The sequence below is a fragment of the Streptomyces sp. NPDC079020 genome, from assembly GCF_044542225.1.
Lineage (GTDB): Bacteria > Actinomycetota > Actinomycetes > Streptomycetales > Streptomycetaceae > Streptomyces.
Genome location: NZ_JBITUB010000011.1, coordinates 201519 through 219603 on the forward strand (window position 1 = coordinate 201519; position 18085 = coordinate 219603).

At 70.4% G+C, this 18085-nt stretch carries 14 protein-coding genes, 1 tRNA gene and 1 riboswitch; of the genes, 12 read left to right on the forward strand and 3 right to left on the reverse strand.

The window, feature by feature from the left end; genetic code table 11:
- The first annotated feature begins 165 nt into the window (after positions 1-165).
- The 9 genes from ACIGJO_RS23830 to ACIGJO_RS23870 all read left to right on the forward strand — a co-directional run bounded on the left by ACIGJO_RS23830 (position 166) and on the right by ACIGJO_RS23870 (position 11116).
- Complete coding sequence (locus tag ACIGJO_RS23830) at positions 166-1446, forward strand: cytochrome P450 (RefSeq protein ID WP_399961271.1); 1281 nt, start codon at positions 166-168, stop codon at positions 1444-1446.
- Positions 1447-1588: 142 nt separating this feature from the next.
- Positions 1589-2557, forward strand: coding sequence for a transglycosylase family protein (locus tag ACIGJO_RS23835; protein WP_399961122.1), 969 nt, complete (start codon positions 1589-1591; stop codon positions 2555-2557).
- Positions 2558-2847: 290 nt separating this feature from the next.
- Positions 2848-3028: riboswitch (cyclic di-AMP (ydaO/yuaA leader) on the forward strand.
- Between the two features lie 3 nt (positions 3029-3031).
- Positions 3032-3766: a transglycosylase family protein gene (locus ACIGJO_RS23840; RefSeq protein WP_399961124.1), complete on the forward strand. Its 735-nt coding sequence runs from the start codon at positions 3032-3034 to the stop codon at positions 3764-3766.
- A 355-nt stretch (positions 3767-4121) separates the two neighbouring features.
- On the forward strand, positions 4122-5402 hold the full coding sequence (gene eno, locus ACIGJO_RS23845; protein ID WP_399961126.1) for a phosphopyruvate hydratase: 1281 nt from the start codon (positions 4122-4124) through the stop codon (positions 5400-5402).
- 125 nt (positions 5403-5527) lie between these two features.
- Entirely contained in the window at positions 5528-5998 is a 471-nt protein-coding gene (locus ACIGJO_RS23850) for a septum formation initiator family protein (protein WP_399961128.1), read from the forward strand.
- A gap of 84 nt (positions 5999-6082) precedes the next feature.
- On the forward strand, positions 6083-6640 hold the full coding sequence (locus ACIGJO_RS23855; RefSeq protein ID WP_399961131.1) for a DUF501 domain-containing protein: 558 nt from the start codon (positions 6083-6085) through the stop codon (positions 6638-6640).
- Positions 6637-7587 carry an exopolyphosphatase gene (locus ACIGJO_RS23860; protein WP_399961133.1) on the forward strand — a complete coding sequence of 317 codons (951 nt, stop codon included), beginning with the start codon at positions 6637-6639 and terminating at the stop codon, positions 7585-7587. The genes ACIGJO_RS23855 and ACIGJO_RS23860 overlap by 4 nt, the downstream gene beginning before the upstream one ends.
- Positions 7588-8051: 464 nt before the next feature.
- A complete protein-coding gene (locus ACIGJO_RS23865; protein ID WP_399961135.1) occupies positions 8052-9437 on the forward strand; it encodes an NAD(P)/FAD-dependent oxidoreductase in 1386 nt (461 codons plus the stop codon).
- Positions 9438-9805: 368 nt separating this feature from the next.
- Entirely contained in the window at positions 9806-11116 is a 1311-nt protein-coding gene (locus tag ACIGJO_RS23870) for a class I SAM-dependent methyltransferase (protein WP_399961137.1), read from the forward strand.
- A gap of 126 nt (positions 11117-11242) precedes the next feature.
- Here ACIGJO_RS23870 and ACIGJO_RS23875 read toward each other — a convergent pair whose 3' ends face one another.
- Positions 11243-13771 carry an ABC transporter permease gene (locus tag ACIGJO_RS23875; protein WP_399961139.1) on the reverse strand — a complete coding sequence of 843 codons (2529 nt, stop codon included), beginning with the start codon at positions 13769-13771 and terminating at the stop codon, positions 11243-11245.
- Between the two features lie 56 nt (positions 13772-13827).
- Positions 13828-14598, reverse strand: coding sequence for an ABC transporter ATP-binding protein (locus ACIGJO_RS23880; RefSeq protein WP_266931673.1), 771 nt, complete (start codon positions 14596-14598; stop codon positions 13828-13830).
- 476 nt (positions 14599-15074) lie between these two features.
- Between ACIGJO_RS23880 and ACIGJO_RS23885 the strand changes: the two genes are divergently transcribed.
- From ACIGJO_RS23885 to ACIGJO_RS23895, 3 genes are all read left to right on the forward strand, one after another.
- Positions 15075-15160: transfer RNA gene (locus tag ACIGJO_RS23885), tRNA-Leu, on the forward strand.
- A gap of 147 nt (positions 15161-15307) precedes the next feature.
- The gene (locus tag ACIGJO_RS23890; protein ID WP_266931672.1) at positions 15308-16195 is read left to right on the forward strand and encodes a Bax inhibitor-1/YccA family protein; all 888 of its coding nucleotides are present in this window, start codon (positions 15308-15310) and stop codon (positions 16193-16195) included.
- A 187-nt stretch (positions 16196-16382) separates the two neighbouring features.
- Positions 16383-16700: a hypothetical protein gene (locus ACIGJO_RS23895; protein ID WP_399961142.1), complete on the forward strand. Its 318-nt coding sequence runs from the start codon at positions 16383-16385 to the stop codon at positions 16698-16700.
- A gap of 22 nt (positions 16701-16722) precedes the next feature.
- Here the strand turns inward: ACIGJO_RS23895 and ACIGJO_RS23900 are convergent, their stop codons facing one another.
- A complete protein-coding gene (locus tag ACIGJO_RS23900) occupies positions 16723-17589 on the reverse strand; it encodes a hypothetical protein (RefSeq protein ID WP_399961144.1) in 867 nt (288 codons plus the stop codon).
- Positions 17590-18085: the final 496 nt, after the last annotated feature.

Consider the following 18085-nt stretch of genomic DNA (forward strand, 5'->3'; position numbering starts at 1 on the left):
CCCTCAGCCGAGCCCCCCGCCGACGCCTCCGCTCCCGCGCACTCCGACGCCTCCGCTCCCGCGCACTCCGACGCCGCCGAGCCCTCAGCCGACGCCCCAGCGCCCGCTCCTGCTCCCGTCTGCCCGCACGCCCCCGGCGCCCCCGGAGACGCGGCCCCCGCGCCCGTGCCCCCCGCCCCCGAACTCTTCACCTGGGAGTTCGCCACCGACCCGTACCCCGCCTACGCATGGCTCCGCGAGCACAGTCCCGTACACCGGACGACGCTGCCCAGCGGGGTCGAGGCCTGGCTCGTGACGCGGTACGCGGACGCCAAGCAGGCTCTCGCCGACTCCCGGCTCTCCAAGAACCCGGCGCACCACGCCGAGCCGGCGCACGCCAGGGGGAAGACGGGCATCCCGGGGGAGCGCAAGGCGGAGCTGATGACGCATCTGCTGAACATCGACCCGCCGGACCACACCCGGCTGCGCCGGCTCGTCTCCAAGGCGTTCACTCCGCGCCGGGTCGCGGAGTTCGCGCCGCGCGTGCAGGAGCTGACGGACCGCCTCATCGACAACTTCATCGAGGAGGGGAAGGCGGACCTCATCCATGACTTCGCCTTCCCGCTCCCCATCTACGCCATCTGCGATCTGCTGGGCGTTCCGCGCGAGGACCAGGACGATTTCCGGGACTGGGCGGGCATGATGATCCGCCACGGCGGCGGCCCGCGCGGCGGGGTGGCCCGGTCGGTCAAGAAGATGCGCGGCTATCTCGCGGAGCTCATCCACCGCAAGCGGGAGGGCCTGGGGGCCGGGGGCGAGGACGACGACCTGATCTCGGGTCTGATCCGGGCGAGCGACCACGGCGAGCACCTCACCGAGAACGAGGCCGCCGCGATGGCCTTCATCCTTCTCTTCGCCGGATTCGAGACCACGGTCAACCTCATCGGGAACGGTACGTACGCCCTGCTGCGCCACCCCGGACAGCGCGCGCTTCTCGAGCGCGCGCTCGACGCGGGGGACACGGAGCTGCTGGCCACGGGCGTCGAGGAACTGCTGCGGTACGACGGACCGGTGGAGCTGGCCACCTGGCGCTTCGCGACCGAGGCACTGACGCTCGGGGGGCGGGACATCGCCGCGGGCGATCCCGTGCTCGTCGTGCTCGCCGCGGCCGACCGGGACCCGGACCGGTTCGACGACCCGGACACGCTCGACCTCGCACGGCGTGACAATCAGCACCTCGGTTATGGGCACGGCATCCACTACTGCCTGGGAGCACCGCTCGCCCGGCTGGAGGGGCAGGCCGCGATCGCGACGCTGCTGCGACGCCTTCCGGATCTGCGACTTGCGGGAGAACCGACCGATTTGCGGTGGCGTGGAGGTCTCATCATGCGTGGACTGCGCACGCTGCCGGTGGAGTTCACCCCGGGACTGCGGCACGACGGAAGTGACGCTGCGTCAACTCTGTGACTTTCACGTGATCTGCGCTGCATCGACTTGTGACACACGTTCAAGTCCCGCTAGGTTCACCGTTCAACGCCTCGAACGGGGCGTCACGTGACTCGCCGGTCACCTCAGTACCCACCAGTCAGTCGCACGGAAGGCAAACTCCATGGGCTCCGCGAACGGCAGACACCGCCGCCCTCGCCAGGCACCCGCCATCGTCGTCGCCGCGGGCGTGACGGGATCGGCCATCGCGATCCCGCTGCTCGGCGCGGCCGGCGCGCACGCCGCCGAAGCCTCGACCTGGGACCGGGTCGCGGAGTGCGAGAGCGGCGGCATGTGGAGTGCCGACCTCGGCAACGGCTTCTACGGCGGGCTCCAGTTCTCGCAGGACACCTGGTCCGCGTACGGCGGCACGGCGTTCGCGCCCCGGGCCGACCTCGCCAGCCGCTCGCAGCAGATCGCCGTGGCGGAGAAGGTCCTGGGCGACCAGGGCCCGAAGGCCTGGCCCGGCTGCGCGGTGATCTCCGGACTCGCGACGGACAGCACGCTGCCGGGTGTCGACCCCGGTGCCGCACCCTCCGCCGGCCCCTCGGACGCGGCACCCGCGGACGGACTGCCGGACGGCGGGACGGCGGACGAGGCGGACGGAGCCGACAGCGGTACGCAGGACGGGAACGGCGCCTCCGGCAAGGCGGGCGACCCCTCGTCGAGCCCTTCCGCGCCGCCCGCGAGCCCTTCCCCGAAGACATCCGCGCCCGAGGGCTCCGCGGCGCCTGACGCCCCGAAGGGCGCGGACGGCACCGGCGGCAAGCACCGCGGCACTCCGGCGCCCGAGGAGAGCCGGGCCGCGGACCGGGACAGCGGGCGCGAGTCCGGCCGGCACGCCTCCCGCGGTGAGGGCGAGGCGCGCGAGGGCGGTACGGCGCCCGTCGGCGGCGACTACACCGTCCGGCCGGGCGACAGTCTCTGGGCGATTGCTGACGCACAGAAACTCCCCGGCGGATGGACCGCGCTGTACGAGGCGAACAAGGACGCCGTCGGAGTGGACCCGGACCTGATCGTGCCCGGCCAGAGCCTGGACCTGGGCCCGGAAACGGCTCCTTCCGGCGATGCCCGGGGCGCCGCCGCCAACTGATCCAATTCGGGAAAACGCCCCGAAACCCGGGGTAGTTCAGAGGCCTATGTCCACTTATGCGTAAGTGAGACATGGGTCTCTTTGCTTCAACTGGCGTGTCCTGTCCGCCGGCTCCGCCCATATCGCCCCCGACCTGCGGAAACGTTCCCCCGCTGATGGCAAGTAAGGCCTGATTGACCGGTATGTCCATCTTTGAATGTGGGGGTTGCCTGTGTTTACGGTCGGAACCGCTCGCACCGCGGGCCCCGTCGACCGTCACGCCGAATCCTGCCGTCGGTCGAAGGGAACAGACGCGTAAAGCGCCGTAGGCAGGAGCGGGGGACCCAGGTAAGCGCCGGGCCCGGTCGACTCGTCCCGTACGAGTGCGATCAGGACCGGCTTGGGGTGGAGCCGCGTGCTAGGACACGCGGCCGGGCAACTCACTTGGCCCGAACCCGACAGCTCACCTCGTAGGCGTCGGTGAGGAGAAGTTCCATGCTGCGTAACAGCAAGGGCAAGCACCGCCGCCCGTCCAAGGCCGTCCGTGTCGCCACGCTCGCCGGTGTCGCCGGTGCCGCCGTCGCCGTCCCGCTGATGGGTGCGACCGGCGCCTCCGCCGCCTCCGTCTCCACCTGGGACGCCGTCGCCCAGTGCGAGTCCGGTGGCAACTGGTCCATCAACACCGGCAACGGCTACTACGGCGGTCTGCAGTTCTCGCAGTCCAGCTGGGCGGCCGCCGGCGGTACGCAGTACGCCGCCCGCGCCGACCTGGCCACCAAGGCCCAGCAGATCGCCACCGCCGAGAAGCTCCTCGACATGCAGGGCCCCGGTGCCTGGGCCTGCGCCGGCGCCGGCGGTCTGACCAACGACGGTGTGGACCCGGGTGTCGACACCGGATCCGGCCAGGCCAAGCAGGAGCAGGCCCAGCCGAAGCAGCAGGCCCAGCCGAAGCAGCAGGAGCGCCAGGCCGAGCAGCCCGCCTCCCGCGGCGAGCAGCGCACCGCCCCGGCCGCCCCCAAGGTCGAGTCCCCCAAGACCGTGACGACCCCGACCGGTCAGAAGGTCCAGAAGGGCGACGGCGAGTACAAGGTGAAGTCCGGCGACACCCTCAGCAAGATCGCTGAGAAGGAAGGCGTCAAGGGCGGCTGGCAGAAGGTCTTCAAGCTCAACGGCGACATCGTCCAGGACGCCGACCTGATCTTCCCGGGCCAGCAGCTCCACCTGAAGTAGTCCCCGCCCGGCCCGGAGCGTCTCCCGCTCCGGCCGGAGCGGCTCACGGCTTCTCCTCCCTCCGAGGGGGACGTCCGGCGGCATCTCCCTCGGCTCCGCCCCCGGCCCGGCGCGCTCACCCCGTGCGCGCCGGGCCGGGGTGTTTTGGCTGTGCGGCCGGCTTCGCGCGTTCAACTTCTGTAGTTACCAGCCAGTAAATTTCTTGACCTTCCTCCCGTTATGCGGGCTCTTGGGTCCTTTTTCGTCCCAGGAGACGGGCGGTCGGCCGCCCGACGGGGCCGAGCCGGTTAGGCTCGTGTCGCAAGGCCACAGTGACCCTGCACAACCAGTGTCATATCCCAGAAGGAGATGCCTCGTGCCGTCCATCGACGTCGTCGTAGCCAGGGAAATCCTCGACTCCCGGGGCAACCCCACGGTCGAGGTCGAGGTTGGCCTCGACGACGGCAGCACGGGACGTGCTGCTGTTCCGTCCGGCGCCTCCACCGGTGCGTTCGAGGCCATTGAGCTTCGCGACGGTGACCCCAACCGCTACCAGGGCAAGGGCGTCGAGAAGGCCGTCCTCGCCGTCATCGAGCAGATCGGCCCGGAGCTCGTCGGTTACGACGCCACCGAGCAGCGCCTCATCGACCAGGCGATGTTCGACCTGGACGCCACCGAGAACAAGGCCTCGCTCGGCGCCAACGCCATCCTCGGTGTCTCGCTGGCCGTCGCCCACGCCGCGTCCGAGGCGTCCGACCTGCCGCTCTTCCGCTACCTCGGCGGCCCGAACGCGCACCTGCTGCCCGTTCCGATGATGAACATCCTGAACGGCGGCTCGCACGCCGACTCCAACGTGGACATCCAGGAGTTCATGATCGCCCCGATCGGCGCGGAGTCCTTCTCCGAGGCGCTGCGCTGGGGCGCGGAGATCTACCACACCCTGAAGAAGGTCCTGAAGACCAAGGGCCTGTCCACCGGACTCGGTGACGAGGGCGGCTTCGCCCCGAACCTGGAGTCCAACCGCGCCGCCCTGGACCTCATCGTCGAGGCCATCAAGGAGGCCGGCTACGTCCCCGGCCGCGACATCGCGCTCGCGCTCGACGTCGCCGCGTCCGAGTTCTACAAGGACGGCACGTACGAGTTCGAGGGCAAGTCCCGCTCGGCCGCCGAGATGACCGAGTACTACGAGGAGCTCGTTTCCGCGTACCCGCTGGTCTCCATCGAGGACCCGCTGTACGAGGACGACTGGGCCGGCTGGAAGGTCATCACCGACAGGCTCGGCGCCAAGGTGCAGATCGTCGGCGACGACCTCTTCGTCACCAACCCGGAGCGCCTGGCCCGCGGCATCGAGGAGGGCTCCGCGAACGCCCTGCTCGTCAAGGTCAACCAGATCGGTTCGCTGACCGAGACCCTGGACGCCGTCGAGCTGGCCCAGCGCAACGGCTTCAAGTGCATGATGTCGCACCGTTCCGGCGAGACCGAGGACGTCACCATCGCCGACCTCGCCGTCGCCGTGAACTGCGGTCAGATCAAGACCGGCGCCCCGGCCCGCTCGGACCGTGTCGCCAAGTACAACCAGCTGCTGCGCATCGAGGAGATCCTCGACGACGCCGCGGTGTACGCGGGCCGCTCGGCGTTCCCGCGCTTCAAGGGCTGACATTCCGGCACCCGGGGGCCGGTCACCGGCCCTTCGGTGGTTCGGTGCACCAGCCTCCGTCCGTCCCCGCACTCGGTCCCGTACCGTGTGCGGGGACGGACGTGCGTAATGGGGAGGCGGGAGACATGGCCGGGAAGGACCGCGACCGGTTCTCCACCGCGACCAGGCTGCGGCTGCTCGGCGAGCTGACCGCGGCCCGCGTCTACCGTTCCCAGAACCGCCGGCAGGCCCGGCGCTCCCGGCTCACCGGCCGGGCCGCCTTCCTGGCCCTGGTCGTCTGTTCCCTGGTGGTCGCGCTCGCGTACCCCATGCGGCAGTACGTCTCCCAGCGCGACGACATCGCCGACCAGGAGCGGCTCTCCCAGGAGGCGGGCCGGCGCACCGAGGAGCTGCGCGACGAGAAGGCGCGGCTCCAGGACGACGCGTACATCATGCGGCTGGCCCGGGAACACCTCCATTACGTACTCCCCGGGGAGACCGGTTACACCGTGGCCGACCCGGACGCGGCCGAGGACCGCCGCGGAGAGCCGGGCGCGGCGGACCGTCCCTGGCACTCGAACCTCTGGGACGGCGTGGACAGCGCCGACCGCGACTGACCCGTACCCCTGAGCAGAACCGTCGAGCAGAGCCTTCAAGCAGCGTCTTGTCGAGCAGAACCTTCGAGCAGAACCAAGGCAGGCATGGAAACGCCCCCTCCGCAGACCGAGTCCACCAAGCCCACCGACGCGGACATCGCCGCGTTCGAGCAGCAGCTCGGCCGCCCGCCGCGCGGTCTGCGGGCCATCGCGCACCGCTGCCCGTGCGGCAACCCGGACGTGGTCGAGACGCAGCCCCGTCTGGAGGACGGCACGCCGTTCCCGACGACGTACTACCTGACCTGTCCGCGTGCGGCGTCGGCCATCGGGACGCTGGAGGCCAACGGGGTCATGAAGGAGATGACGGAGCGTCTCCAGTCCGACCCCGAGCTGGCGGCGGCCTACCGCCGGGCGCACGAGGACTACATCGCCCGCCGTGACGCCATCGAGGTCCTGGAGGGCTTCCCCAGCGCGGGCGGCATGCCGGACCGGGTGAAGTGCCTGCACGTCCTGGTCGGCCACTCGCTGGCCGCGGGCCCCGGGGTGAACCCGCTGGGCGACGAGGCGATCGCGATGCTGCCCGAGTGGTGGGCGAAGGGCCCGTGCGTCACGCCGTGCGAGGCGTCCGGGGTGGACGGCGCCGACGGGGGGACGGACCGGTGACCCGGGTCGCCGCCGTCGACTGCGGTACGAACTCCATCCGTCTGCTCGTCGCCGACGCGGACCCCGCCACCGGCGAGATCGTCGAGCTGGACCGGCGGATGCAGATCGTCCGCCTCGGCCAGGGCGTCGACCGGACCGGCAGGCTCGCCCCCGACGCGCTGGAGCGCACCTTCGCGGCCTGCCGCGAGTACGCGGCGGTGATCAAGGAGCTCGGCGCCGAACGTGTCCGCTTCGTCGCCACCTCCGCCTCGCGCGACGCCGAGAACAGCGAGGTGTTCGTCGCCGGTGTCCTGGACATCCTGGGCGTCGAGCCGGAGGTGATCAGCGGCGACCAGGAGGCGGAGCTCTCCTTCACCGGCGCCACGAAGGAACTGGTCGGCGGCGACCACTTCGCCAAGCCCTATCTCGTGGTGGACATCGGCGGCGGCTCCGCGGAGTTCGTCCTCGGGGACGACGAGGTCCGCGCGGCCCGTTCCGTGGACATCGGCTGCGTCCGGATGACGGAGCGCCACCTCGTGGACGACGGCGCCGTCGTCGACCCGCCCACGCCCGGCCGGATCGCCGCGATCCGCGCGGACATCGACGCGGCCCTGGACCTCGCGGAGGAGACGGTGCCGCTCGGCGGGGCCGCCACGCTCGTCGGACTGGCCGGGACGGTCACCACGGTGGCGGCGATCGCCCTGGGGCTCCCGGAGTACGACTCCGCCGCGATCCACCACTCCCGGATCCCCTTCGAGCGGGTCGAGGAGATCACCGGACGCCTGCTCGCCTCGACGCACGAGGAGCGCGCCGCGATCCCCGCGATGCACCCGGGCCGGGTCGATGTGATCACCGCCGGGGCGCTCGTCCTGCTCGCCGTGATGAAGCGGACCGGCGCCCGGGAGGTCGTCGTCAGCGAACACGACATCCTGGACGGCATCGCGTGGTCGGCCGCGTCCGGCCACTGAGCCCGGCGCCCGCCGCGTACGCCTGCTCACGCCCGCCCCGCGCACCTGCTCATACGCATTCCCGTCTGCACCTTTGAGCCGCGTACGGGCCCCCGGAAGCCCTTCCGGGGGCCCCTTCGGGCGTGCGCCGCGACCAAGTTCGTGAACTTCTTCACAAGGAATTCGGCCCTGTTGGACGCAGTTCGGCGCCCCGGGGGCTGTGCAGGTGGTCCGCGGTGCCCCGCGGCGGGTGTGCGGGCATGTTCCGGGGGTGTTGCGCGCGGATGAATCCGAGCACTGGTTCCCGCTGTGCCAAGGGTCAAGGGCCAGCTCACAAGCGGTGAACAACGTTCGCCGCCGACTCCTGGTTCCCCTGTGGCGCCATGACCTCGGTCACGTGGGCGGCGAAGTGTAGCAGAGGTGACTCCGAACCTTGTGAAGGGGCTCACGAGCACCCCCTGTGAGGGGGGTGGATACTCGATGGCATGAGCACCACGGAGCGTCCCAGGATCCTCGTTGTAGGCGGTGGGTACGTAGGCCTGTACGCAGCTCGACGCATTCTCAAGAAGATGCGCTACGGAGAGGCGACCGTCACGGTCGTCGACCCGCGCTCGTACATGACGTACCAGCCCTTCCTCCCCGAAGCTGCTGCCGGCAGCATCTCGCCTCGGCATGTCGTCGTCCCGCTGCGACGCGTGCTGCCCAAGGCTGAGGTTCTCACCGGTCGTGTCACGACCATTGACCAGGACCGCAAGGTCGCCACGGTCGCGCCGCTCGTCGGCGAGGCCTACGAGCTGCCCTTCGACTACCTGGTCATCGCGATGGGCGCGGTCTCCCGCACCTTCCCGATCCCCGGCCTCGCCGAGCAGGGCATCGGCATGAAGGGCATCGAGGAGTCCATCGGCCTGCGCAACCACGTCCTGGAGCAGCTGGACAAGGCTGACTCCACGACCGATGAGGACGTCCGCCGCAAGGCGCTGACGTTCGTCTTCGTGGGCGGCGGTTTCGCCGGTGCGGAGACCATCGGCGAGGTCGAGGACATGGCCCGCGACGCGTCGAAGTACTACACGAACGTGAAGCGCGAGGACATGCGCTTCATCCTCGTCGACGCCGCGGACAAGATCCTTCCCGAGGTCGGCCCGAAGCTGGGCGCCTACGGCAAGGAGCACCTGGAGAGCCGCGGCGTGGAGATCTACCTCTCCACCTCGATGGACTCCTGTGTCGACGGCCACGTCGTGCTGAAGAACGGCCTTGAGGTCGACTCCAGCACCATCGTGTGGACGGCCGGCGTGAAGCCGAACCCGGCGCTGGCGCGCTTCGGTCTGCCGCTCGGCCCGCGCGGCCACGTGGACACCTCCGAGAAGCTCCAGGTGCAGGGCACCGACTACATCTGGGCCGCCGGCGACAACGCCCAGGTCCCGGACCTGGTCGGCCGCAAGGCCGGCAACCCGAACGCCTGGTGCCCGCCCAACGCCCAGCACGCGCTGCGTCAGGCCAAGGTCCTCGGCGACAACGTCATCTCCGGTATGCGGGGCTTCCCGCAGAAGGAGTACAGCCACGCCAACAAGGGTGCGGTCGCCGGTCTCGGCCTGCACAAGGGCGTCGCGATGATCGTCATGGGCAAGATGAAGATCAAGCTCAAGGGCCGTCTCGCCTGGTACATGCACCGCGGTTACCACGGCATGGCGATGCCGACCTGGAACCGTAAGATCCGGATCTTCGCCGACTGGACCCTCGCGATGTTCCTCAAGCGCGAGGTCGTCTCGCTCGGCGCCATGGAGACGCCGCGCGAGGAGTTCTACGAGGCCGCCAAGCCGGCTCCGGCTCCGGCCGCCGCCAAGTCCGAGGGCGAGAAGGCCAAGGCCTCCTAGTGCCCTTCCCGGCAGGCTCCGCCCCGTAGCGGGCGGACACTGCCGGCCGGGGCACCGGCTCCACCGGTTCCGGTCCGCCGGATCCTCCCGCACGATGCCCGAAGGGGCCGTCCGCCATCCGTGGTGCGGACGGCCCCTTCGGCATGTCCGGACGCCGCCCCGGTTCCGGCGACGGTCCTGACACGTGTACATGCATGCCGCGTACACGTGCTTTGCCGATCTGTTGCCCTGTAGCGGGATGGCCTGCGGTCCGGAGACAGTTGACGCAGGTGTATCTCGTCCCGGCGCCGAGGTGTCGTGACGGGATCAAGGGCATGGTTATGCGAATTTTGGCATGTTCGGGAAACACCACCACGGAGGTGTGCGCCATGGCAGACGCCGCATCGCGGCTGACCGCTCTCGCCGAAGAGTTGCTGGGGGAACCCCTACCGGTCCGCATCCGGGCCTGGGACGGCAGCGAATCCGGGCCGCCGGGTGCCCCCGCCCTGGTGATCCGGCGCCGCCGCGCCCTGCGCAGGCTCCTGTGGAAGCCGGGCGAGCTGGGCCTGGCCCGCGCCTGGGTGGCCGGTGAGATCGATGTCGACGGCAATCTGTACGAGGCCCTGGACCATCTCGCCGACCTGCTGTGGGACCGCGACGCCGATGCCAAGGCCAAGGCCTCCCCGCACCCGGTCCGCGACCCGAAGGTCCGGTCCTTCGTCCGCGGGCTCGTCGGACTGGCCGGCCCCTGGCCCCCGCCGGCCCCGCCCGCCGAGGAGGTCCGCCGCCGAACCGGTGCCATACACACCAAGCGGCGCGACAAGAAGGCCATCAGCCACCACTACGACGTCGGCAACGACTTCTACGAACTGGTCCTCGGCCCGTCCATGGTCTACTCCTGCGCCTACTGGGACGAGGGCAGCACCCTGGAGGAGGCCCAGCGCGACAAGCTCGACCTGGTCTGCCGCAAGCTCGCCCTGAAGGAGGGTGACCGCCTCCTGGACGTCGGCTGCGGCTGGGGCTCCATGGCCATCCACGCGGCCCGTGAGTACGGCGCCCGGGTCACCGGGGTGACCCTCTCCGCCGAACAGGCCGCGTACGCCAGGAAGCGCATCGCCGAGGAGGGGCTGACCGACCGGATCGAGATCCGGGTCCAGGACTACCGGGACGTCAGGGACGGCCCGTACGACGCCATTTCCTCGATCGGGATGGCCGAGCACGTCGGCTCCGTCCGCTACCGCGAGTACGCCGACGACCTCTACGCGCTCCTGCGGCCCGGCGGACGGCTCCTCAACCACCAGATCGCCCGCCGCCCGGAGAGGGACGAGGACGCCTACCGCATCGACGAGTTCATCGACGCGTACGTCTTCCCCGACGGCGAACTCGCCCCGGTGGGCCGGACCACCGCCACCCTTGAGGAGGCCGGCTTCGAGGTCCGCGACGTCGAGGCCATCCGCGAGCACTACGCGCTCACCCTGCGCCGCTGGGTGGCCAACCTGGAGAAGCACTGGGAGCGGGCGGTACGGGCCACCTCGCCCGGCCGGGCCAGGGTCTGGCGGCTCTACATGGCCGCCTCCGCGCTCTCCTTCGAGCACAACAAGATCGGCGTCAACCAGATCCTGGTGGTCCGCCCGGAGGAGAACGGCGCCGTCCGTATGCCGTTGCGCTCCCGCGAGTGGACGGCCGCGGCCGGGGACTGAGGCCCGCGTACGGAGCGCCCGGCACGGCACGGCACGGAGACGGAGACGGAGGAAGGGGGGAGGGGCCGGTGACCGCGTCGCGCGGTCACCGGCCCCTCCCCCCTTTGTCAGGGTCCCCGGCGGGTGTTACTCGGTCTTGATCGCCGTGAGCATGTTCAGCTTCGCGGCGCTGCGGGCCGGCCACAGCGAGGCCAGCACGCCCACCAGACCGGCGAGCACGAGGAACAGCGCGAGGCGGTCCCACGGGATGACCAGGCTGTAGTTGGGGATCTCGGAGGCCAGGGTGCGGCCGATGGCCCAGCCCAGGAACGTACCGAGTGCGACACCGATCACCGCGCCGAAGACCGAGATGACCACGGCCTCCAGACGGATCATGCGCTTGACCCGGCGCCGGTCGAGACCGATCGCCCGCAGCATGCCGATCTCCTGCTGACGCTCGAACACCGACATCGCCAGGGTGTTGATGACACCCAGCACCGCGATGATCAGAGCCATCGCCAGCAGTCCGTACATGATGTTCAGCGCGATGTTGACGAAGCCGCCGAACATGTCCCGGATGTCGTTCCGGTCCATGATGCTCATCGCCGGGTTGTCGCCCAGCGCGTCCACCAGGGCCTGCTCATTGGCCTGGGTGCCGCCGCCGTCCATCTTGAGCCAGACCTCGCGGATGTCCGCCAGCGGGGTGTGCGCGTTGACGATGTCCTTCGGCAGCAGGAACGGCGAGAGGAACTCGTTCTGCTCGTAGAGGGCGCCGATCTTCAGCTCGCCCTTCTTCTCGTCCTCGAACTTCACCGCGACGGTGTCGCCGGTCTTCCAGCCGTTCGACTTCGCGGTCTTGCTGCCGACGGCGATCTCGCCGTCGTTCAGCGAGCCCAGCGAGCCGGAGACCGTCTTCAGCGAGAAGAGCTTCTCCACATCACCGGGGGTCACTCCGGAGGCCGAGTGGTACTCCTCACCGATCCACAGCGAGGAGGCCTGCTGCGGGGAGACCGCGGTGACCCCGTCGGCCTTCTCCAGGGCGCTGAGGGCCGTCTGGTCCAGCGGGTCGCCACTGGCCATCGAGACCAGGTAGTCGGCCTTGATGTTGTCCGTCGTCATCCGGTCGACCGCCTGGCCGAGCGTGACGCCGAGCACCGAGATCCCGGTGACGAGGGTCAGCCCGATCGCCAGCGCGGAGGCCGTGGCCCCGGTACGCCGGGGGTTACGGACGGAGTTCTGCGCGGCCAGCTTCCCGGAGACGCCGAACAGCTTCATCAGCAGCGGCCGCACCAGTGCGATCACCGGCCGCGACAGCAGCGGGATGAGCACGATGATGGCGATCAGGGCGAAGAAGGCGCCCGCCGCGACGGTGTAGCGGCCGTTCGTGCCGCCCGCCGAGGCGCCGGCGACGATGGCCGCCGCGCCGATCAGGCCGAGCACGCCGCCGATCGAGTTCCGTACGACCAGGGACTTGGTGGTGGCCACCGCGTGCACACTGCTCATCGCCGCCACCGGCGCGATCCTCGCGGCCCGGCGGGCGGGCAGCCAGGCGGCGAGCACGGTGATCACGATGCCGACCGTGAAGGCCGCGGCGACCGCGGTCGGGGAGACGACCAGCGGGCCGGCCGGGATCTTCCCGCCGAGCAGGCTCATCGCGGAGCGCAGACCGACGGCGAGGCCGAGACCCAGCACGAAGCCGATCACCGAGGCGATCGCGCCGACCACGGCCGCTTCGAGCAGGACGGAACGCTTCACCTGGCTGCGGGAGGCGCCGACGGCCCGCATCAGGGCCAGCTCCTTGGTGCGCTGGGCCACCAGCATGGTGAAGGTGTTGGCGATCAGGAAGACGCCGACGAAGAGGGCGATGCCCGCGAAGGCGAGCAGCATCCCGTTGAGGGCCCCGAGGCCGCTCTCGATCTGCTCGGCCTGCTCGTCGGCGAGCTCGGCGCCGGTCCGGGCGGAGGCGTCCTCGGGCAGCAGCGGCTTCACCGCGGCCAGCAGCTTCCGGTCCGAGGCGCCGGCCTCGGCGGCCACGTTGACGTCCTTGAAGACGCCGGGCTTGAGATAGAGCTTCTGCGCGGACGCGGTGTCGAACAGGACCAGGCTGCCGCCCGCGTTGACCGCGCCGTCCTCGGTGGTGAAGACACCGGAGAGGGTGTACTCCTTCACCGGCCCGTTGGTGGCGACCCGCACCGGGTCACCGACGCTGTACTCGCCCTTGCTCGCGGTGTCCTTGTCCAGGGCGATGGTGCCGTCCTTCAGCGGGCCGGTGCCCTCGGTGAAGGTGTACGCGGCGTCCTTGCCGTCCTTGCCGGGGGCGAAGTTGGCCCCGGTGTTGGACCAGCCGTTGCCGATGAGCTTGCCGTCCGGGTCGGCGACCCCGGCGAAGCCCGAGACCCGGCCGGTGGCGCTCGCCACGCCGTCCAGGTCCTCGATCTTCTTCAGGGTGGCGTCGTCGATGCCTCGGGCCTTCTCGTCGCGCTGGTCGGCGTAGGTGCTGACGGCGACGGCGACGTTGTCGTAGCTCTTGGCCGACTGGTTGCGGAAGGCGTTGCCGAGGGTGTCGGTGAAGACGAGGGTGCCGGAGACGAAGGCTACGCCGAGCATGACGGCGAGCACGGTCATCAGCAGCCTGGCCTTGTGCGCGAGCACATTGCGCAGGGCGGTACGGAACATGTCTGTAGTCCTGGGATGGGTTCCGGAAGGGGGACGGGGGGCGGCAGCCGGTTACGTCAGCTGGTGCGGCCCTTCGCGTCGAACGCCTTCATCCGGTCGAGCACCCCGTCCGCGGTGGGGTGCAGCATCTGGTCGACGATCGCGCCGTCGGCGAGGAAGATCACCCGGTCCGCGTAGGAGGCGGCCACCGGGTCGTGGGTCACCATCACCACGGTCTGGCCGAGCTCGCGCACCGAGTTGCGCAGGAAGCCGAGGACCTCGGCGCCGGAGCGGGAGTCCAGGTTTCCGGTCGGCTCGTCGCCGAAGATGATCTCGGGCTGCGAGGCCAGGGCGCGGGCCACGGCGACGCGCTGCTGCTGGCCGCCGGAGAGCTCGGTCGGCCGGTGCTTCAGCCGCTCGGACAGCCCCACCATGTCGATGACCTTCTGCAGCCAGGCGGCGTCGGGCTTACGGCCCGCGATGTCCATCGGGAGGGTGATGTTCTCCAGCGCGGTCAGCGTCGGCAGCAGGTTGAAGGCCTGGAAGATAAAACCGATCTTGTCCCGGCGCAGCTGCGTGAGCTGCTTGTCCTTGAGGGAGCCCAGCTCGGTCTCGCCGATGCGGACGGAGCCGCTGCTGAAGCTGTCGAGACCCGCCACGCAGTGCATCAGCGTGGACTTGCCGGAGCCCGAGGGGCCCATGATCGCGGTGAACTCGCCCTGCGGGAAGTCCACGGTCACCCGGTCGAGGGCGACCACCTGGGTCTCACCCTGCCCGTAGACCTTCGACAGCTCCGTGGCGCGGGCAGCCACCGCGGTGGCGCGGTGAACGGTGGGGGTGGTGATCACGGGGACGCTCCTGAGGGGGTGATGCGGGGTTCCTTCGGGGACACCTCCATCGTCATCGCCGTATCGCCGCCGGGCGTCAGCCCCCGTGCCCGTTCCTGTGGCCGTCTTGAGTCGCACCGGCGGGGTGGCGGCGTCCTCCTGGGGTATGACACCGACCCTGAGCCGGACCATGGACGGGGTCCGGGGGCGGCCCGCGGACCGGGCCCGCGGCGGCCGTCGGACCGAAGGGGTGGCGGAGCCCTGGCGGAGCATGGCGTGCCCCTGGCGCATTGGGCCGTACGAGTGCGGCGACTTTCCGTCATTCCCACACGGTGGGCTACCGGCCCGTCACCCCGGGCGGGCGTGCGGTCAGCGCGCCCAGATGTGCTGACGGACCCTCAAACGGTCAATAAAATAAGACAACATCGAGCCACGGTTCCGCTGATCGGGGGACGGCCCCGGATAGGGTCATGTGCCAACGCGGAGCCGCGCGCCAGGCCCGGATGGTGGAACGCAGACACGGCGAGCTTAAACCTCGCTGCCCCTCGGGGGCGTGCCGGTTCGAGTCCGGCTCCGGGCACCACCACACCCGTCGGTGGGCGCGCCGGGCGACCGCAGAATACTTCAGCGATCAACTTCCATAAAGATCCTCCCCGGGCACGAGGGTGATTCCTTTGCCCACCCATTACTCTTGTCGCGAGGCCACGCAGTGTGGCCATGGAGGAGAGCAATGAGGAGCAGCAACCCGGTCTTCTCGCGACGGGGGTTCAGCCGCGACAACGGTTCCGCCGGCTTCAACACGGCGCCGCAGGCCGGGGCCCCCGCAGCGGGAACCAACCCGTACGCACAGGGCACCGCCGCCAACCCGTACGCGACCAACCCCTACGCGCAGCAGGACGTCCAGTACGGCGCCCCGCAGGCGCCCGCGCGCTCCGGCGCGATGACGATCGACGACGTCGTCACCCGCACCGCGATGACGCTGGGCACCGTCGTCCTCGGCGCCGCGCTCTCCTGGGCGCTGCTGCCGGTCGACGAGGCGAACCTCGGCAAGTCCTACGGCATCGCGATCGGCGCCGCCCTCGTGGCGTTCGTCCTGTCGCTCGTGCAGTCCTTCAAGCGCAAGCCGGTCCCGGCGCTGATCCTCGCGTACGCCGCCTTCGAGGGTGTCTTCCTCGGTGTGATCTCCAGCGCGGTCAGCACCTACATCGGTCCCGGCACGGTGATGCAGGCGGTGATGGGCACCATGTGTGTCTTCGCCGGTGTGCTCATCGCGTACAAGATGCGCTGGATCCGCGTCACCCGCCGCTTCTACGGCTTCGTGATGGCCGCGGCCATGGGCTTCGTGCTCCTGATGATGGTCAACCTGCTGTTCTCGGTGTTCGGCGGCGGTGACGGCCTCGGCTTCCGCAGCGGCGGCCTCGGCATCCTCTTCGGTGTCATCGGCATCATCCTCGGCGCGTGCTTCCTGGCTCTGGACTTCAAGCAGGTCGAGGACGGCGTCGCCTTCGGCGCACCGCGCGAGGAGTCCTGGCTGGCGGCCTTCGGCCTCACCATGACCCTGGTGTGGATCTACCTGGAGATGCTGCGTCTGCTGTCCATCCTCAACGGGGACGACTGACCACGGCGCGAAGCTCCCGTACGAAACGGAACGGCCCGCAGGCTCCTTGCCCGCGGGCCGTTCCGTTTTCTGTGACGGGTGCGGACCACCATGACGGCGCGGAGCCCGCCGGAGACCTCATGGCCGGCGCGTCGAGGGGGCCGGGCCCGTTGGCGGCCGTCCGGGAAGGGCGCGTAGGGTCGGCCGGGTGCTCGATACGACGCCCCTGACCGCTGCCGTGGACCGATTCGCCGACCGCCTGCGGGCCGCCCCGCAGAGCCGGCTCCAGCGCGGCGCGGCCGCCGAGGCGCTGGCCGCCGCCAGGGAACTGGCCGTACGGGCCCAGCGCATCGAGCGCCCCGGCCGGGAGCCGCACCTCGTGCCGGACGCCGGGATGTTCGTCGTCGGTGATCAGCTCACCGTGGCGGGACGCGATCTGGCCGTGGCACTGGTAACGGCCCCGTCCGCGGAGCTGGACGAGGCCGTGCAATTCGTGGAAGAGGCGGCGGCGCGGGCGTTCGCGTAGGGACCCGCGCCGTGTGCGGGGGCTAGAACGAGGCGATGACGCGGTCCGCGAGGATGTAGACGTTGTCCTCGCCGCACGAGAAGGTCAGCGCGTAGGCACCGGAGACACCGGAGCCGCCCAGCAGCACCGGCTGCCGGCCCGCCCGCAGCGCGTCGGCGAGGCGTTCCGCCGTCTCGCGGTGGCCCGGGGTCATGCAGAGCGTGGTGCCGTCGGCGAAGACATACACATCGAGCGTCCCCAGCGGTCCGGGGCGCACGTCGGTGAGCGCGGTGGCGGCGTCGGCGAGCTCTTCCAGGCGGCTCACGGTGCGCTCGTGATCGGTGACGACGGGGGTCTGTACGGGGACGAAGTCGGGGTGCGAGGGGTGGCGGCGGCGGGCCGCGGCGAGCTCGGGGGAGTCGTCGGCGAACTCCGCGATCTCGGGCAGGTCGCTGAGGTCGGCCGACTCGTACTCGGCGGACGGCCGCTCGCTCAGGGCCGCCAGCTCTTCCAGCGCCTCGGTGGCCTCCAGGTCCATCGCCTCAAGACCGGCGAAGTCCGCCTGGCGGGGGAGGAAGAAGGGGGAGTCGTCACCGAGCCCGTTGAGTCCGCCCAGCAGGGACGGGGCATCGGCGGCGTCGCGGGCTTCCTGGGCGGCCCAGAAGGCCCGCGCCTCGGCGAGCTCGCGCTCCCGCTCCTCGGCGAGGGCTTCGGAGACGGCCGCGCGTATCTCCTCGGCCGGAGTGAGGGTGCTGCGGGTCTGTGGCGGCACGGTCGCGTCGAGGACCCGGCCCTCGGAGAGCTCCGTACACAGGGCCGCGACCTGCTTGCGCAGCCCGTGAACGGCGTGCAGGGCAGCGGCGCCGACGGCCGTGGCAGCGGCGGTGGTCAGCAACAGGGCAAATGACATGGCGCTCACTGACATACTCCCGGTTTCAATCGATCCCCCGACTTCCTACATCAGCTTGGCCTGTACCCGCGCCCCCTGTCAGTGCATTACGTCACGAAATGGACAGGTCTTTCGGCCTGGGGTTTAACCCCAAAAGTGCTGTGACCTGCATAAATGACTCGCCCCCGGGACGCAGATCACATCCTGGGGGAGATTCGGTCACGGTCCGGGCTCGGACCGGTTCAGCAGCGACGACCGGAGGGAAAGGGCGACCGGCCGGTGACGCTGCGCTGCGGGCGGACTCGGCTCTCCCGCTCGTACTCGCTGGTCGCGTTCGCTTCGTCTGCGCTGCGGGCAGGTGCCGCCCTCGTGCCTCGGACGACCCCTACCCTCCGCTGCGCCTCAGCTCAGCCGCTCGGTGTCACTGGTCGCGTTCGCTTCGTCTGCGCTGCGGGCAGGTGCCGCCCTCGTGCCTCGGACGACCCCTACCCTCCGCTGCGCCTCAGCTCAGCCGCTC